General features: G+C 41.0%; 17 protein-coding genes. 8 read left to right on the forward strand and 9 right to left on the reverse strand.

Annotated elements, in window-relative coordinates:
• Positions 1-66: 66 nt before the first annotated feature.
• The gene (locus FW757_RS04410) at positions 67-354 is read left to right on the forward strand and encodes a hypothetical protein (protein ID WP_149980458.1); all 288 of its coding nucleotides are present in this window, start codon (positions 67-69) and stop codon (positions 352-354) included.
• Positions 355-410: 56 nt separating this feature from the next.
• Positions 411-1076, forward strand: a complete 666-nt coding sequence (locus tag FW757_RS04415) for a hypothetical protein (RefSeq protein ID WP_182740375.1) — start codon at positions 411-413, stop codon at positions 1074-1076.
• Here the strand turns inward: FW757_RS04415 and FW757_RS04420 are convergent.
• The 5 genes from FW757_RS04420 to glnA form a co-directional block, all read right to left on the reverse strand.
• Complete coding sequence (locus FW757_RS04420; protein WP_182718978.1) at positions 1073-1531, reverse strand: cyclic nucleotide-binding domain-containing protein; 459 nt, start codon at positions 1529-1531, stop codon at positions 1073-1075. The two genes, FW757_RS04415 and FW757_RS04420, sit on opposite strands and share 4 nt — an antisense overlap.
• 28 nt (positions 1532-1559) lie before the next feature.
• Entirely contained in the window at positions 1560-2945 is a 1386-nt protein-coding gene (gene ntrC / locus FW757_RS04425; protein ID WP_145237940.1) for a nitrogen regulation protein NR(I), read from the reverse strand.
• An 18-nt stretch (positions 2946-2963) separates the two neighbouring features.
• Positions 2964-4034: a nitrogen regulation protein NR(II) gene (gene glnL / locus FW757_RS04430; RefSeq protein ID WP_145237942.1), complete on the reverse strand. Its 1071-nt coding sequence runs from the start codon at positions 4032-4034 to the stop codon at positions 2964-2966.
• A 90-nt stretch (positions 4035-4124) separates the two neighbouring features.
• Entirely contained in the window at positions 4125-4637 is a 513-nt protein-coding gene (locus FW757_RS04435) for a DUF4124 domain-containing protein (protein WP_246175485.1), read from the reverse strand.
• Positions 4638-4769: 132 nt separating this feature from the next.
• Positions 4770-6176 (reverse strand): glutamate--ammonia ligase, encoded by a 1407-nt coding sequence (glnA, locus tag FW757_RS04440; protein WP_182718979.1) that lies wholly within the window; start codon positions 6174-6176, stop codon positions 4770-4772.
• Between the two features lie 518 nt (positions 6177-6694).
• On the opposite strand from glnA, the gene typA reads away from it, so the two are divergent.
• Positions 6695-8518 (forward strand): translational GTPase TypA, encoded by a 1824-nt coding sequence (gene typA, locus FW757_RS04445; RefSeq protein ID WP_145237948.1) that lies wholly within the window; start codon positions 6695-6697, stop codon positions 8516-8518.
• A 461-nt stretch (positions 8519-8979) separates the two neighbouring features.
• Here the strand turns inward: typA and FW757_RS04450 are convergent, their stop codons facing one another.
• A complete protein-coding gene (locus tag FW757_RS04450; protein ID WP_446440900.1) occupies positions 8980-9708 on the reverse strand; it encodes a CBM9 family sugar-binding protein in 729 nt (242 codons plus the stop codon).
• 217 nt (positions 9709-9925) lie between these two features.
• On the opposite strand from FW757_RS04450, the gene FW757_RS04455 reads away from it, so the two are divergent.
• Positions 9926-10171, forward strand: coding sequence for a hypothetical protein (locus tag FW757_RS04455; protein ID WP_446440931.1), 246 nt, complete (start codon positions 9926-9928; stop codon positions 10169-10171).
• On the opposite strand, the gene FW757_RS04460 is transcribed toward FW757_RS04455, so the two are convergent.
• Positions 10166-11257: an MBL fold metallo-hydrolase gene (locus FW757_RS04460; RefSeq protein ID WP_446440901.1), complete on the reverse strand. Its 1092-nt coding sequence runs from the start codon at positions 11255-11257 to the stop codon at positions 10166-10168. The two genes, FW757_RS04455 and FW757_RS04460, sit on opposite strands and share 6 nt — an antisense overlap.
• A 177-nt stretch (positions 11258-11434) precedes the next feature.
• Positions 11435-12091, reverse strand: coding sequence for a DUF2959 domain-containing protein (locus tag FW757_RS04465; RefSeq protein ID WP_446440902.1), 657 nt, complete (start codon positions 12089-12091; stop codon positions 11435-11437).
• Positions 12092-12179: 88 nt separating this feature from the next.
• Here FW757_RS04465 and FW757_RS04470 point away from each other — a divergent pair, with 88 nt between their 5' ends.
• From FW757_RS04470 to dtd, 3 genes are read left to right on the forward strand one after another with little or no spacing between them, the layout of a single operon-like run.
• A complete protein-coding gene (locus FW757_RS04470; RefSeq protein ID WP_145237963.1) occupies positions 12180-13073 on the forward strand; it encodes a virulence factor BrkB family protein in 894 nt (297 codons plus the stop codon).
• A gap of 32 nt (positions 13074-13105) precedes the next feature.
• Positions 13106-14059 carry an alpha/beta fold hydrolase gene (locus FW757_RS04475; RefSeq protein WP_182794423.1) on the forward strand — a complete coding sequence of 318 codons (954 nt, stop codon included), beginning with the start codon at positions 13106-13108 and terminating at the stop codon, positions 14057-14059.
• Positions 14047-14484, forward strand: a complete 438-nt coding sequence (gene dtd, locus FW757_RS04480; protein WP_182794424.1) for a D-aminoacyl-tRNA deacylase — start codon at positions 14047-14049, stop codon at positions 14482-14484. Before FW757_RS04475 ends, dtd begins: the two co-directional genes overlap by 13 nt.
• Positions 14485-14497: 13 nt before the next feature.
• Here the strand turns inward: dtd and FW757_RS04485 are convergent, their stop codons facing one another.
• Positions 14498-15187 carry a spermidine synthase gene (locus tag FW757_RS04485; RefSeq protein WP_182718985.1) on the reverse strand — a complete coding sequence of 230 codons (690 nt, stop codon included), beginning with the start codon at positions 15185-15187 and terminating at the stop codon, positions 14498-14500.
• Between the two features lie 217 nt (positions 15188-15404).
• Between FW757_RS04485 and FW757_RS04490 the strand changes: the two genes are divergently transcribed.
• A complete protein-coding gene (locus FW757_RS04490; protein WP_145237973.1) occupies positions 15405-16298 on the forward strand; it encodes a bifunctional GNAT family N-acetyltransferase/hotdog fold thioesterase in 894 nt (297 codons plus the stop codon).
• Positions 16299-16341: the final 43 nt, after the last annotated feature.

The raw sequence follows: 16341 nt of genomic DNA on the forward strand, positions 1-16341 counted from the left end.
ATTCGTGTCGTATTCGATATTTAGTTGGTCATTTTATTACAAATGCCGCAGTACTGGAGATTTAAAATGGGTGTTAGATCAGCCATGAAAAAAGAGTTAATGGGCCTGGAGGGTTCAGGGTTTATGACCGCTGATGATGTAAGGTCTGAACTTAGCAAGATTGTAAAAAAAGCGCCTGATAGGTCAGATCGTGGTTTTTCTTTAATTTCACGTTTTAACGACAATCACAGCCAATTAAGTTGTGGTGAAAATAGCAAAGAAAAACTACTTGAGTTTCAACGACACCGCTTGTTTAAGGATGTTTTATATACCCGTAAAAGCGTGGATGCTTGGCTCAATAGCCAAGTGAATTAACTTGCTATAAATAGTCACCTCGAATAGACTACAGTTGTAATCTATTCGAGGTGACTATGAAATATGGCATTTTAATTGGCATACTGTTGTTGCTTTTAACAGCCTGTCAGCACCCTACAGTGTATGTTTATACGGAGGGGTTAACTGCTTTGCAAAAACAACAACTGACAGAGCAACTACAACAGCAGACCTTGCCTTTTCAATTTACTGAACTGGCAGTACCTAAAGAGTTTAGCGCTGCGACATTATTAACCTCAGAAGATAAAATACTTACTGCTGAAACAGAGCAGCTTGCAAATATTATGCAAGCAATGGGTTATCAGCCGCAGCTTAATTATGTGTCGGTGGCAAATCATCACTATAGCGATGGCAATATTGGCTTTTACTTACGTGGTGAGCAAATAGAGCAAGGTTTTGAGATGCCGCAACAGCTGCATACTACTGGTTGCGTTGAAGACCGCTACAATAACCTTAAAGTCAGATTTTTTGATAACTTGGTTGAATTTACTTTACTAAACGGTGCCCGCGCTCAGTTAGTTTGGCAGCGTTATGAAAATTATTTAGTCATCAATTATAGAGATACTGCGCAGTCATACACGCATTCAACCCCTTTGGTTGCAACGCCTTTTGGTGAAAAACCCTCAGATACATTTCGCTATAACGCACACATTGCAGGGCCGCAATGGTTAAACTGTTCGCTACAGGTTGTGTATATGGATTAGCCGCGTGACTCGAGGTAATCGCTTAATTTAGCAATACGTCCACTCATCCCTTCGATAATGCGGTCTTTAATTTTTTCGCGGATCACATTTGGTAAACGTATTAGTGCTTCGCTGGTAATCGCCAGTACTATGGTATCGCTTTTAGCACGAGCACTGGTGCTGTGCTCGCGGTTATTTATAAACGCACCTTCACCAATAAATTCGCCGGGTTCAATGGTGCCTAAATCCATCAAATGACTATGTTTAAATACCACAATAGCGCCGCTGAGCACGATATACAGTTGTTTGTCGTTATCAAACTGTTTAAACACAAAGCGATCTTTATTGATTAAGTATAAGTGACTGAATGACTCCAGTAATACTTGGCGCTCATTGAGGCTGAACTCTCTAAAAAAACTCAGCCTATTAAGTATCTCCATCTGCTTTATTAATGGAATATGCTCGATTAACTTCAACTTATTTTCCTTCGTTTGAGCAGGGAAGTTAGTTGATATTGCGCTCTTTTAATTTACGGGTCAATGTATTGCGGCCCCAGCCTATTTTTACTGCGGCTTCTTGTTTATGTCCTGCACAGTTTGCCAATGCGGTTTTAATTAGGCGGGTTTCTAATTGCGCTTGTACATTAGGCCAGATGTTTTCTTTGCCTTGCTTAAGCTCTAGGTTAAGCCATTGTTGAAAGGCATCAAGCCAATCACCCTCTTGTTGAGTCTCGTCAATTGCTAAGATCTCTGGAGGTAAGTCTTGCTCACTCACAAGCTCGCCGGGAGCCATAACAGTAAGCCAGCGGCAGGTGTTCTCTAGTTGACGAACATTGCCAGGCCAGTTGAACAAGCGTAGTAAGTCGGTGGCTTTTGAGCTGAGAATTTTGCTTTCGACTTGTAAGTCTTTGGCGCTTTTATGTAAAAAATGCTGTGCTAAGCGTTCAATGTCTTCGGTACGTTCACGCAGTGCAGGTAGGCGCAGGCGCACAACATTTAAGCGATGAAATAAATCGTCTCTGAATTTGCCTTGTTTTACTAAGTCTTCAAGGTTTTGGTGAGTCGCGGCAATGATCCGGACATCCACCTTAATACTTTGATGGCCACCAACACGATAAAACTCACCATCAGCTAAAACACGCAGCAAACGGGTTTGTACATCCAGCGGCATATCACCAATCTCATCTAAGAATAGCGTACCGCCATTGGCTTGCTCAAAGCGACCTTTACGTACGCTATCAGCACCAGTAAAAGCGCCTTTTTCATGGCCAAATAGCTCTGATTCAACCAACTCTTTTGGAATAGCTGCCATGTTTAAGGCAATAAACTGGTTTTCTTTGCGTGGGCTGTGGTTATGTAAAGCACTGGCTACTAATTCTTTACCGGTGCCAGATTCACCATTGATAAGTACGCTCATACTTGATGCTGACAGCTTACCTATTGCCCGAAATACTTCCTGCATGGCTGGCGCTTCGCCAATGATATGGGCACTTTTAGGTGGTGCGGGTTTACGTTTTACTTTTTTAGTTGAGTTAGCGCGACACGCGCTTTCTACTAACGCAACGGCTTCATTTAAATCAAATGGTTTGGCTAGGTATTCAAAAGCACCTTTTTGAAACGCATTTACCGCTGAGTCTAAATCTGAATGCGCAGTCATGATGATCACTGGCAAGCCTGGGTTTTGTTCAGCGATCAGTTCTAATAATGCCATACCATCCATACCAGGCATACGTACATCAGACACCAGTACCGTAGGTTGGCTAAACTTTAATGCTGACAGCACGTCTTGTGCATTAGAAAAACTTTCAGCATTAAATCCTGCGCGAGTTAGTGCTTTTTCAAGTACAAAGCGAATAGATGCATCATCATCAACCAGCCAAACTGTTTTCATGCAAACTCCAAAAACCGATTAATCCGCAAAAGGCAGATATATATTAAACTCTGTATGACCTGGCCAGCTATCGCATTCTATATAGCCGTTGTGTTGATCGATCAAGGTTTGTGCAATCGAGAGACCTAAGCCAGAACCACCTTCTTTGTTGGTGATCATCGGGTAAAATAATGTCTCTTTGATGCTGGAATCGATACCTGGTCCGTCATCTGAAATTTGGATCAGCAGTGCCTTTTTAGGGGCTTTTCCGGGGCGACGTTGCTGGTGATTAATACGTGTTTTAATTTTTATCACGCCACCACCGACTAACGCTTGTTGTGCATTTCGAACGATGTTAAGTACTACTTGCTGAATTTTACCTTGGTCAATATAGACATCAGGTATACTTGGGTCGTAATCTTTCTCCAAGCTAATATTGGCGCAATTATCTAATGTACTTAGTTTAATTACAGACTCTAAGGTTTGATGAATATTACCGTATGACTTTTGTGGTAATTGATTCGGGCCCAGTAGCCTGTCAACAAGCTCTCGTAAGCGATCGGCTTGTTCAATAATTAATTCTGCACATTCATCCCGTTCTTGCTGATCAACCTCATACTGCAATAATTGCGCCGCTCCGCGAATTCCGCCTAAAGGATTTTTGATTTCATGAGCAAGCCCTCTAATTAGGTTACGTGCTGCTTGATATTGATGCATTTGATTAGAAGCTTGATCGTGGCGAATTTCATCATCAGTTTGGCGACACTCGAATAAAATAAAATACTCATTTTGTAACTTCACGCGACGCGAACTAATTGCCAGTTTGGCATGACGAGAATCAACAAAAACCACGTCAGCTCTGTGCTGGTGGCAATCTACACCATCTACCAAAGAGTATTGTGCAATGCGTTTAAGGTCAATGGAATGGTAATTAAAAAGACTGTCAAACGGTTGATTGAGGATACGTTTAGGGCCTAATCCTAACAGTTCACTGGCGCTATTATTAGCGTAAATAAGGGTGAATTGTTGATCAAGTAAGATCACTGCCGTTGACAGGTTTTGCCAAATGCTAGTTAGTAACTCAGGGTTAAAATTTTTATTATCGGGCATGGTTGCACCATTTTAGTGCGTTGATGATTATTAGCAGCTTAGCACAAATATTTTAAGTAAATTATGGTCTTTGATAGAAATACATGGTTTTTATAAAGACGATGCTCTATGCATATAAAATGTGCTCACTGGACTAACAGAGACAACAGAGCCTTGTGGGTCAAATAGCTTCAGTTGCAATGTGTGTTCGCCACGGTTTACCTCGCGCAGGGCAAAAGTACTGATATTGCTAGGTTCTGCGTACGGTGCGCCATCAACTAGTAGTTGAATTTTAAAACCATTCTCAAAGCGTGGTGTTATACGGCTAGTTACATACACTGAACCGGTATTTTCACGAACAGTGCCTTGATCGGCAGGGGAAGAAATAACCGCTTTATAGCTTTTCACAGCCGCTGGTTGCTGTTCATCTAAAATGCTTGTATCAACAGTCGGCATCGACAAACTTTGATTGGTGAGCTTGATTTCTTGCGCACCTGGTTTAGGAGTATCTGAAAATACTGATACGCCATTTTTATCTTTCCAAGAATAAATTTTCTTATCGCCAGAATAGCCATAAAAGCTGATTAAAATCAGAGTTACTAGTAATAAAAGCGTCTTTTTCACCTTGTCACCTTGCATTTTTTGCACTAATTAAACTTTAGTGGAGAATGGGAAAATTAGCCATAAAAAAAGCCCGCAGAACGGGCCTTGAGAACACACATATATTATCTATAAGATAATTTTTCTACAGCCTAATTAACAGCTGTAGTACATTTCGAACTCAACAGGGTGAGTCGTCATGTTAAGCTTTTCAACTTCTTTAGACTTAAGCGCAATGTAAGCATCGATTAAATCGTTAGTGAATACACCACCTTGATTTAAGAACTCACGGTCAGCATCTAGAGACGCAAGCGCTTCTTGTAGTGAAGTTGCAACTGTTGGGATTTCTGCTGCTTCTTCTGCTGGTAAGTCGTATAAATCTTTATCCATTGCATCGCCAGGGTGGATCTTGTTTTTGATACCATCAAGGCCAGCCATAAGCATTGCAGCGAAAGCAAGGTATGGGTTAGCTGTTGGATCTGGGAAGCGTACTTCGATACGACGACCTTTTTCTGATGGAACCACTGGGATACGGATTGATGCAGAACGGTTACGTGCAGAATATGCAAGCATTACTGGCGCTTCAAACCCTGGTACTAAACGTTTGTACGAGTTAGTAGACGCATTTGCAAAAGCATTGATTGCTTTAGCATGCTTGATAATACCACCGATGTAGTAAAGCGCTTCTTCAGAAAGACCGCCGTACTTGTCGCCTGCGAATAAGTTAACACCGTCTTTAGCTAAAGACTGGTGACAGTGCATACCAGAACCATTGTCACCAACTATTGGCTTAGGCATGAAGGTAGCTGTTTTGCCATATAAATGAGCCATGTTATGGATAACATATTTCATTTCTTGGATTTCATCCGCTTTTAATACCATAGTGTTAAAGCGAGTTGCGATTTCGTTTTGACCAGCTGTAGCCACTTCGTGGTGATGCGCTTCTACAACTTGACCTAGCTCTTCAAGAACTAAACACGTCGCTGAACGCCAATCTTGGAAATCATCAACTGGAGCAACAGGGAAATAACCACCTTTCACGCCTGGACGATGGCCAGTGTTGCCGCCTTCGTAGCTTTTATCTGAGTTCCAAGCTGCTTGCTTAGAATCAATTTTGTACATTGAACCTGACATATCAGTTTTGTATTTGATGTCATCAAATACGAAGAACTCTGGCTCAGGACCAAATAGCACGGTATCAGCAATACCAGTAGAACGCATGTACTCTTCAGCGCGCTTAGCAACTGAACGAGGATCACGCTCATAACCTTGTAATGTGCCAGGTTCAACAACATCACAACGTAAAATTAAAGTAGCTTCTTCTGTGAAAGGGTCTAATTTAGCAGACTCAGCAACAGGTAGTAATACCATGTCTGATTCGTTAATGCCTTTCCAACCAGCAATTGAAGAACCGTCAAACATTTTGCCGTCTTCAAAGAAATCTTCATCTACTTGGTGATGAGGAATAGAAACATGTTGCTCTTTACCTTTGGTATCAGTAAAGCGTAAATCAACGAACTTAACGTCATTTTCTTTAATAAAATCTAAAACCGATTGTGACATGTGTCCTCCAACTGTTGGGTTTTATTTTGCTGCATAATTGCTTTTGCTTTTATAGTAAGCGGCTTTTATGCCATTTTTATAGTGCATTGTTTTTTAAGGTTAAAAAATAAGTTCTACATCCAGCTGTTATATGTTTTGCACCATATTGGATCGGCTTGTGATCATTTTGGTGCGTCAGTGTGGTCACTTCTCTTTGCGCTAAATTGTATAGATTATAAACACCAACATAAAGCTAACTTACTCACCAAATACTGCCAAATTATGACAATAATAGCTAGGAATGAGCAAAATAGTGACAAATTGAAAAATTAAATTAATTAAAATGTCATATATAAAACAGATACTTATTAGAAGTATGAAGAAAGTTGTGAAATATATATTGGATAAACTTTCATCCATGTCATTAATGAGGGATAATATGCGCCCTTTTAAATCCTATGCTGGGACATCTCGTGAAAACGCAGGTGAGTGCGTAGATCTTGCAGGATCATTGAGAATTAATTTCTCTGAGTAAAAATATGAGCATCGAAAAGTTAAGAAATATAGCGATTATCGCGCACGTTGACCACGGTAAAACAACATTGGTTGACAAACTACTTGAGCAATCAGGTACATTAGAAACACGCGGCGGTAACGAAGAGCGCGTGATGGACTCAAACGACATTGAGAAAGAACGTGGTATTACCATTTTGGCTAAAAACACAGCCATTTCATGGAATGACTACCATATCAATATCGTAGACACCCCTGGACACGCCGACTTTGGCGGTGAAGTTGAACGCGTACTTTCGATGGCTGACTCAGTATTACTACTTGTTGATGCTCAAGAAGGTCCAATGCCACAAACGCGTTTCGTTACGCAAAAAGCATTCGCGCAAGGCTTAAAGCCAATCGTTGTTATCAATAAAATTGATAAGCCAGGTGCACGTCCTGATTGGGTTATGGATCAAATCTTTGATTTATTCGACAACTTAGGCGCAACTGACGAACAGTTAGACTTTAAAGTAATCTATGCATCAGCAATCAACGGCTGGGCAACATTAGATTTAGACGAGCCATCAGACAACATGGAACCTATGTTCAAGATGATCGTTGACGAAGTATCACCACCGGATGCAGATCCTGAAGGTGACTTCCAAATGCAGATTTCGCAACTTGATTACAACTCATATGTTGGTGTAGTCGGTATCGGTCGTATCAAACGTGGTTCTGTTGCTCCTAACCAACAAGTTACTATTATCAGTGCCGATGGTACTAAACGTAATGGTAAAATTGGCGCAGTACAAAGCTACCTAGGCCTTGAGCGTATCGAAACTGATAAAGCTTACGCTGGTAACATCGTTACAGTAACAGGTATTGGTGAGCTTAAGATTTCTGATACAGTTTGTTTCCCTGGCAACGTTGAGGCATTACCACCACTAAGTGTTGATGAGCCAACTGTAACAATGACATTCTCTGTAAATAACTCACCTTTCTGTGGTAAAGAAGGTAAGTTTGTAACGTCACGTAATATCCGTGAGCGTTTAGACAAAGAATTAGTACACAACGTAGCACTTCGCGTTGAAGATACTGCTAGCCCAGATAGCTTCCGTGTATCTGGTCGTGGTGAATTACACCTAGGTATCTTAATCGAAAACATGCGTCGTGAAGGTTACGAGCTAGCTGTTTCTCGTCCAGAAGTAATCTTACGTACTGTTGATGGCGTTCTAGAAGAACCGTTTGAAACAGTAACAATTGACTGTCAAGATGAGCACCAAGGTTCTGTAATGGAACAAATTGGTCTTCGTAAAGGCGAACTAACAAATATGACGCCAGATGGCAAAGGTCGTATGCGTTTAGACTTTATGATCCCAAGTCGTGGTTTAATCGGTTTCCAAACTGATTTCATGACGCTTACATCAGGTTCAGGTCTTATGTACCATACTTTCGACCATTACGGTCCGCACAAAGGTGGCGAGATCGGTGTTCGTAAGAACGGTGTAATGATTGCAAATGCAACAGGTAAAGCACTTACTAACGCATTATTCAACTTACAAGAACGTGGTCGCTTATTCATCGGTCACGGTGTTGAAGTATACGAAGGTATGGTTATCGGTATTCATAACCGTGATAACGACCTTACAGTTAACGCCCTTAAAGGCAAGCAGTTAACTAACGTACGTGCATCTGGTACTGATGAAGCGCAAACGCTTTCTCCGCACCTAAACTACTCACTTGAGCAAGCGCTTGAGTTCATCGATGATGACGAGCTAGTTGAAGTAACACCACTAAACATTCGTATCCGTAAGCGTCATCTTACAGAAAACGAACGTAAACGTGCTGGTCGTGCGCCTAAAGGATAATCACCTTATAAATTAAGCTGATTTTAAAAGCCGCTGTATTGCAAAATACAGCGGCTTTTTTGTGGTTATTAGTTAGCGAGAGTAAAGTTAGCGAGAGTAAAGTTTGTGAGGGGAAGAGCTGTAAGCTATAAGCGGTCAGCTGTCAGATTAGAGCAGCGTAGTTGGCTAGATTGGTGTTTGTATAGCTATTAGGTAAAAACCGCTAGATTTTATAAACCATGCAACATAACCTCTTTCCTCTAAAAGTGCAGCGCCTCTTATCCTCTTTGTGAATAACTGACTTAAAGATTTTTTGCACAAGGAGAAGAAAATGAGCAGTAAAAGAGGAAGGGCTTTTAAAGTAGCTGATAATGCAAAGCCCCTGTTTTTGTTAGCGGGGTATTTTTTCGTTGGGTTTCGCTGCGCTCAACCCAACCTTGCTTAACTTGATAACTTTACTCTAGTTGACTCGCCAACTCCTATTACTTTTTCGGTAATAACGTAATCTTTCCAAATACGCTGGCGTCGATATAGCCTAGGTTGCGGCTGCCATTAACGGGTTGTACTTCGTGCGAACCCATAAAGTGCTCACGAACGTCACTGCCGTCATTATCGCAGTAGGCGAGCATAAAGCCGATTACTTGTTTTGCCGTTAATTTAAGTGGGGTGTTTTGCGCGCCTTCTTGGAAATCATTCGGGTAGAGCTTAATGGCTACTTCCCATGTGATGTTATATGGGGCGGTACTGTTTCGTTGCCAGTGGCTGATTAAATGATCTGTGTATAAATGGGGTTTTTTATCAGCTCCGAAATCGGCAGCTTGGTTATCAAGACCAATGTGATAGGCAAACGCAGTATGATTGAACTGATGGTTACCGCCAGATGCGTCACTATCTATAAACACTTCTAAGGCATCATCGTCCCAGTACTTATCGGTAGGATCTGGATGGGTATCAATTAGCACATCATCCACAATATCGGCTTGTAAATACAGGTAGTTTTCATCCCAAAGTAACTTGTAGCGGCCTTTAAAGTCTTTATCTGAGTCAGGCAAGGTGCCATCCATAAGAAAAGGCATAGGCTGCCATTTTGCTTGGTCCCATGGGCTTTCAGATACACCGTCAATAGTAATTGGTGTTGCTGTATGCTCTACATCGATAGCGATAGCGGCGTTGCTCATTAATAGGCTTAAGGTAAGCGCGACTGTTTTCATCTAATTCTCAAAGTTTCTTATTTTGTTTATGGCTCAATAGTGACTGAAACAAAAATTGAAAACAACAGACAGAATGTTCAGGTATAAAATTAGCGGTAGTAATGGACCGTAAGTGAATACAGTTTTTTACATTGTTGAGTGTAATTAACAGCTAAAGTAATGGCACTACTAGAATTAATATAAAAGGAATAATTGTGGCTAACGTATTGTTGTGGATATGTTGTTATCTGGCTGTACTTCGTCGCAAGTAATGAGCTCGGGTTGTGACTTTGTTGTTGGTAGTGTGCAAAGTCAGCAACGGCAAGTGCAGAACCACTCGCTTGATAGTTCAGATACACATCAAACAGCGAATATCATTAATGGTTTGTTTAGTATGTTACTTGGGCCAATAAATCGTTCTCTCGGTGATGATGAATGTAAGGCGGAAGAGCAATCGTATCAGTACCCAAGTGTCGTTTTATAGTGCGACACTTTGCCCTTCATTTAAAATATACAGCGGGATTTGTGACTTCATCTCATCATACATATGCAATAAGCGCAGCAATGCAGAATGGCTGCTGTGATCGCCCATCTTCCAACTTGAGTTGCCATAGCCCCAAGGTATCATAACTTTACAATTAAGCTCCTGTGCGGCTTTTAAGGCATCCTCAGGAGTAGTATGTACATAACGATACCAGTTGCCATTCTCTTCGTGGTAATAAGAGGCAATCGGCATTAAACAGATATCAATATCACCGTATTTTTGTTGGATATCCTTAAAATGTTGGGAGTAGCCTGTGTCGCCTGCAAAAAATAAAGTGCTGCCATTTTGCTCAAGTAACCAGCCATTCCATAAATCTTTATCGCGATCTTCATAAATAAAAGGTACCAGCACGCGGGCGCTAAAATGATGTGCAGGTAGCGCATGAATGGTTAAATCATCAATGTTAGTGTTTGCGTACCACGCCATTTCGCTAATATTAAAACCACCGGTAGGAAAGTTATCTGCCATACCAAGTGGTGTTAAGTAGCGAGGTTTATTACCGATGCTTTCAATGTCTGCTTTATTGAAGTGATCGTAATGAATATGAGAATAAATTACTGCGTCTAGATTGTTAAGTTCGCTTTCACTAAGCCAGTCCCCAGGTTTACGATAAAACCCAGATGCAAGCCGAAAAGCTAAATCAACAGGGGAGTCAAATTGCTCTTTTACTGGGTCAAATACAACTTGCTGGCCGTTAGGAGTGTTGATCATAAACCCGGCGTGACCGAGCCAGCGAACTGTGTAGCCGGTATTTAGTTGTGGTGCTAGTTGCGCGCCTTGATAGAGGCAGTTTTCACCCGGAGTTTCACATATCAAGTTAGCATTACTTGGGTAACAATCACTTTCGCAGCTAATCGGATAGGTTTTTTTCCCTGGATAGAGGTTGTGGTAGCGCCCAGCCTGCTCACCCTCTTGATGAAGTGGCACAACAGTATCAGCGTCTGCAATTCTTTGCACATGATTGGCAGTGCTACACGCAGCTAATAAACTTGATGCGATAATTAAACTAACTGCACGTATTTTCATTGTTTAATGTTTTTATAATTCTAATTAGGTAGAATTGTAGCAAAAATAGCCGATGAAAAAACACTTAAAAAGTAACAAGATATAACAACAAAAAAGCCTACATAAATGTAGGCTTTGATTACTCTGCGACTAGCAAACTAGCGCTCTTGATAAGTGACAGGCAAACTCACAGCTGATTTAGCCTGCTTTACTCATTTGCTCAATAAATTTATTTGAATCAGCAATCGACTTGTTCATGTCATCCATTAACACTTTGATGTCGCGCTTAAGATTAGTGAATTCACCTTGAATGGCTGATACAGCTTGTGCATTAAGGTTATGCTTCAAGTATAAAACATTGTCATGCAGTGATGACAGTACCGGCTCCATCTTGCTTTCAGCATTACGCATAGAGCGTAACAGTTTATCAAAGTCACGTTTGGTTGCGGTGAGCTTTTTATTACTTTCACGTTTAAGTGAAGCGTTAGAATATTGTTCTAATTCATCGCTCCATTCTTCAAACAATGCTTCAGCTACATCTTCAACTTTGTTGATGTTATTTGTAACGTCATTAGCAGCCGCAAGGCTAGATTCGTAGTCATCATTGAGTTGGTCATAGGCTGCTTGAACATCTCCACCATCAAAGTTAATCAATGTTGTTAAACGTTCAAGTGCAGATTGGAATTCCTCTTGAGACTCTTCTTGAGACTCTTTAGTTGCTTCTACGCGGTCCACTAAAATGTCACGCTTATGCACCCCAACTGATTCCATAGCCGAGTAATATGCAGATTGGCAGCCAGATAAAGCCAGTAATAAGGCCAATATTGGTGCGCTGAGTAAAGTCAGTTTTTTCATCGAGATCCCTTTTTAAATCCGTTAGTGCTGTAAATTATGTGGTGGATTGCTATGATAATCAAAACTATTTTAGCAGAAAGTTAACTTTATGAATGAAAAGGTCGCACATTATAAACAGCAGTTGAGGGTACTTATACGTCAGCAGCCAACGTGGTGGATGCAGTATATTAATCGCTGCATTGACGACCAAATTACTGTAAATGCTGGTTATTTAGCCTATGTAACCTTACTTTCATTGGTTCCTTTAATTGCAGTTGGCGTGGCTATTTTCTCGGCTTTTCCTGGCTTTGAAGATACCCGTATTGCTATTGAAAACTTTTTATTTACTAACTTTGTGCCTACCTCATCAGATGTAATTAAAGAGCATATAACATCTTTTGCAGGTAATGCGAATCAAATGACCGCTGTAGGTATTGGTTTTCTCGCAGCGATAGCATTGCTACTGATCCGTAATGTTGATGCGACACTGAATCGAATTTGGCGGATTAAAACCAAGCGACCAATGATGATTTCTTTCGCGGTATATTGGATGGTGTTGAGTTTAGGGCCATTGTTATTAGGCGCAAGTATTGGTGTTACTTCATATATTGTGTCGTTAGTATCATTTGCCGATCAGGGTATTCCGGGCTTTAGTGGCTTTTTATTAAAATTACTGCCTTATTTAATTTCTATGGCTGGCTTTATTATGCTCTATACTTTAGTGCCTAATACTCGCGTATCTTTTAAAGCTGCAGTACCAGGTGCTTTATTTGCAGCCTTGTTGTTTGAATTAACTAAAAAAGGTTTTGCACTTTATATCAGTCACTTTCCTTCATACGAAGTGATTTATGGTGCGGTGGCAACTATTCCAATTTTGTTTGTGTGGGTGTATTTGTCGTGGGTGGTTGTGTTACTCGGTGCAGAGTTTACAGTATGTATTGGCCCTAAAAATATCGAAGATACACCCGATATTATCCTTGATGAGGGCGATGCTAATAAGTAATTCACTGCATCGCTGATAGGAGAATCGGCATTATGCAGTTATATCCAAATATTACCCCATACCATGATTTTCATTTGAGTGTGGGAAGTGGGCACCAAATTCATGTACAAGAGTTCGGTGATCCAGCTGGCTTGCCGGTGGTAATTTGCCATGGCGGGCCCGGCGTAGGTTTACATGCTGATAATTGCCGTTTCTTTGATCCTACCCGTTATCGTATTATTTTATATAGCCAACGCGGCTGCGGGCAATCAACGCCTCATTTAACTAGCGCTAATACAACCACAGAACTGGTCGCTGACCTTGATTATTTACGCACTTACTTAGGACTAGAAAAGTGGGTGTTAAGCGGTGGTTCGTGGGGAGCAACTCTGTGTTTGCTGTATGCCATCGAACACACTCAACATGTACATGGGTTAATTTTACGAGGCACGTTTTTAGCTACTTCAGCCGATTTTCAGTGGCTATATAGTCGTCATGGTGCTGCTGCACATTTTTATCCTGAATTATATGCGCGTTTTTCTCAGGAGTTACCTGATGTTGCCAGCATTTTTGCGTTTTATCGGCGGCAATTAAATGATGATAATCAAATTAATGCAAATCACTTTGCTAAATTATGGTGCCAATGGGAAAACGTATTAAGCCATGGTAAACAGCAACATCAATGGGGGTTAAGTTCACCACAGTTGGGGCTTAATATGGCGCGTTTAATGGTCCATTACTTTACTGCTCAGTGTTTTATTACTGATAACTTCATTGGTGAACACTATAAAAAAATTAGTAAAATTCCTACTTGGTTTATTCATGGCAGGCATGATTTAGTGTGTCGTTTTAATGCCGTACAGCATTTAGCTGAGCAACTCAACGCACAGTTACTTATTTTAGATGGTGTTGGGCATGGTGTTGATAGTAATGTATATTTAGCGGCAGTGCGGCGTGCAGCCGATCTTATGTGGATCAAATTATCGAGGAATAGATGCAAGGATTAATTCAGCGCGTAAAACACGCAAAAGTTGAAGTGGATGGTCAGGTGGTTGGGCAAATTGAGCTGGGGCTTTTATTGTTGCTTGGAGTTGAAAAGCATGATGATCAACAAAGCACTGATAAGCTGCTACATAAAGTTAGCAATTACCGCGTATTTAGCGATGAAAACGACAAAATGAATTTAAGCCTGCAAGATATTCAAGGTGAGTTATTGGTGGTATCGCAATTTACTCTGGCGGCAGATACTAAAAAAGGCATGCGGCCAAGTTTTTCATCAGCAGCCACACCTGCACAAGCTAATCAGCTATACGAATACTTTGTTAGCCAAGCTAGAGTTATGGGGTTAAGCGTAGCTACAGGGCAATTTGCTGCGGATATGCAAGTCAGTTTATGTAATGATGGGCCGGTGACATTTAATTTAACAGTGTAGTTAAGGCTAGCAGTTATTTTCTGATCACCACGATGTTGTTGGCATAACCTGGAATTTTTTCGATGCCAGGTATTTTACCAAAAGTGGTGATCAGCAAATGTTCTAACTGCTTTAATTGTGATTCATGACCAGATAAAAAATTAATAAATAAATAGCCATTTTTAGTTAAAGCACAGCGCAGTTTTTCATAAAAGCGGTGTTTGTATAAAAATAACGGCGCATCTAATTGGCTAAATAGGTCAAGAATGATCCAATCGTATTGTGGGCCATGCTCTAATACAGCTTCAGCATCAAAACAGCGTAAATTCGATGCATGCTCACCACCAAAAAAACGCTTATAGCAATGAATGATATTCGGATTTTTCTCTACAGAAAGTAGCTGACTATCAGGGTAGGTGTGTTGTAAGTAATTGCGGATAGCGCCGCCACCTAAGCCCAGTTCAAGTACGGCGTTTGGTGCCGGGAGTGGTTGCCATAATTGCGCTAAATATTGCAAATGCGGAAACAGCAAATGGCTTGGGCTGCTTTTCTCGACCACTGACTGTAGTGTTTCGTTGATCAATAACCAACGTAACTGCTTATGTTGGCGTACCTGAATGCAATCGGCGCCATATTTGTGCCAATAGAGTAGTTGCCCGATACGGTGACAATCTTCGATAAAGCTGTGTTTTACTGCCCCGTTGTCTTCAAAAAAATGTTCCATAGTTACATCAGCATAGACGAGTCAATCTAAAGTGCCAATATGTCTATCAAGTTTTACAGGTAAAGCAGTTATTTTGCGTTGCTCACCAAAGTCGTATTCCAAGTTTTTACCAGATGGAGTATGGTAGTTTGCAAATAATAACTGACCGCATTTTTAGTTAGATAAACGCATCTTGAATTAGCAAGCGTTTGCGGCCTTGGTAGCAACAGGAGTGATTATGTTTCAGGTGACAACACCACAAAGTAGCGAAGATTGGCAAGCGTATTATCAATTACGTTGGCAAGTATTGCGCGCGCCTTGGAATGAACCGCGTGGTTCTGAGCAGGATGATTTAGAGCAAGATGCTGAGCATCGCTTTATTAAAAATAAAGAGGGGGCAGTGTTAGGTGTTGCACGACTGCATTTTAATAATCAACAACAAGCGCAAGTCCGTTATATGGCCGTTGCACAAGGTAACCGTAATCAACACATTGGTAGCCGTTTATTGCATGAGCTCGAGAAAATAGCCTGGACTCAAGACGCCGATGAGTTAGTTTTATTCGCTCGTGAACGAGCATTAGAATTTTACAAACGTCATGGTTATGAATTAAAAGAAAAGGCTCACTTAGCTTACGATGATGTACAACACTGGAAAATGGTGAAACAAAAACCGTCTGAGCCAGGCTGGTTCCGCCATCCCAATTGGACCCAAGTTCTGCAAAATACCTGGCGCGAATCTATTCCGATCAGCGATGCTATGGGCATTAAAGTTGAAAGTTACACTGATTGGCAATTTACCACCAGTGCAGATTTAAATGCGAACTTAAACTTGCATAACACTATGTTTGCTGGCTCTATTTATAGTTTAGCGACGTTAACCGGCTGGGGCGCGACTTATTTAGCACTCAAAGAAGCCGGGCTTGAAGGTAATATTGTGTTAGCTGATGCTAATATTAAATATTTAAAACCGCTTAATAACGACCCACGTGGCAGCGTTGATTTAAGCGGCTGTAAGGGTAAATTAGCCGAGTTAGAGTCAGAAGGTAAAGCGAGCTATGTAGTGCCAGTGGAAATCTACGATGGTGAGTTACTGGTTGCTGAGTTTGAAGGTACATTTAGAATTATTAAGTAGTTAGAATTCAGAGCAAACAAAAGATAAGGCCAAGCAATTGCTT

It is taken from the genome of Pseudoalteromonas sp. 1181_04 (assembly GCF_052850545.1).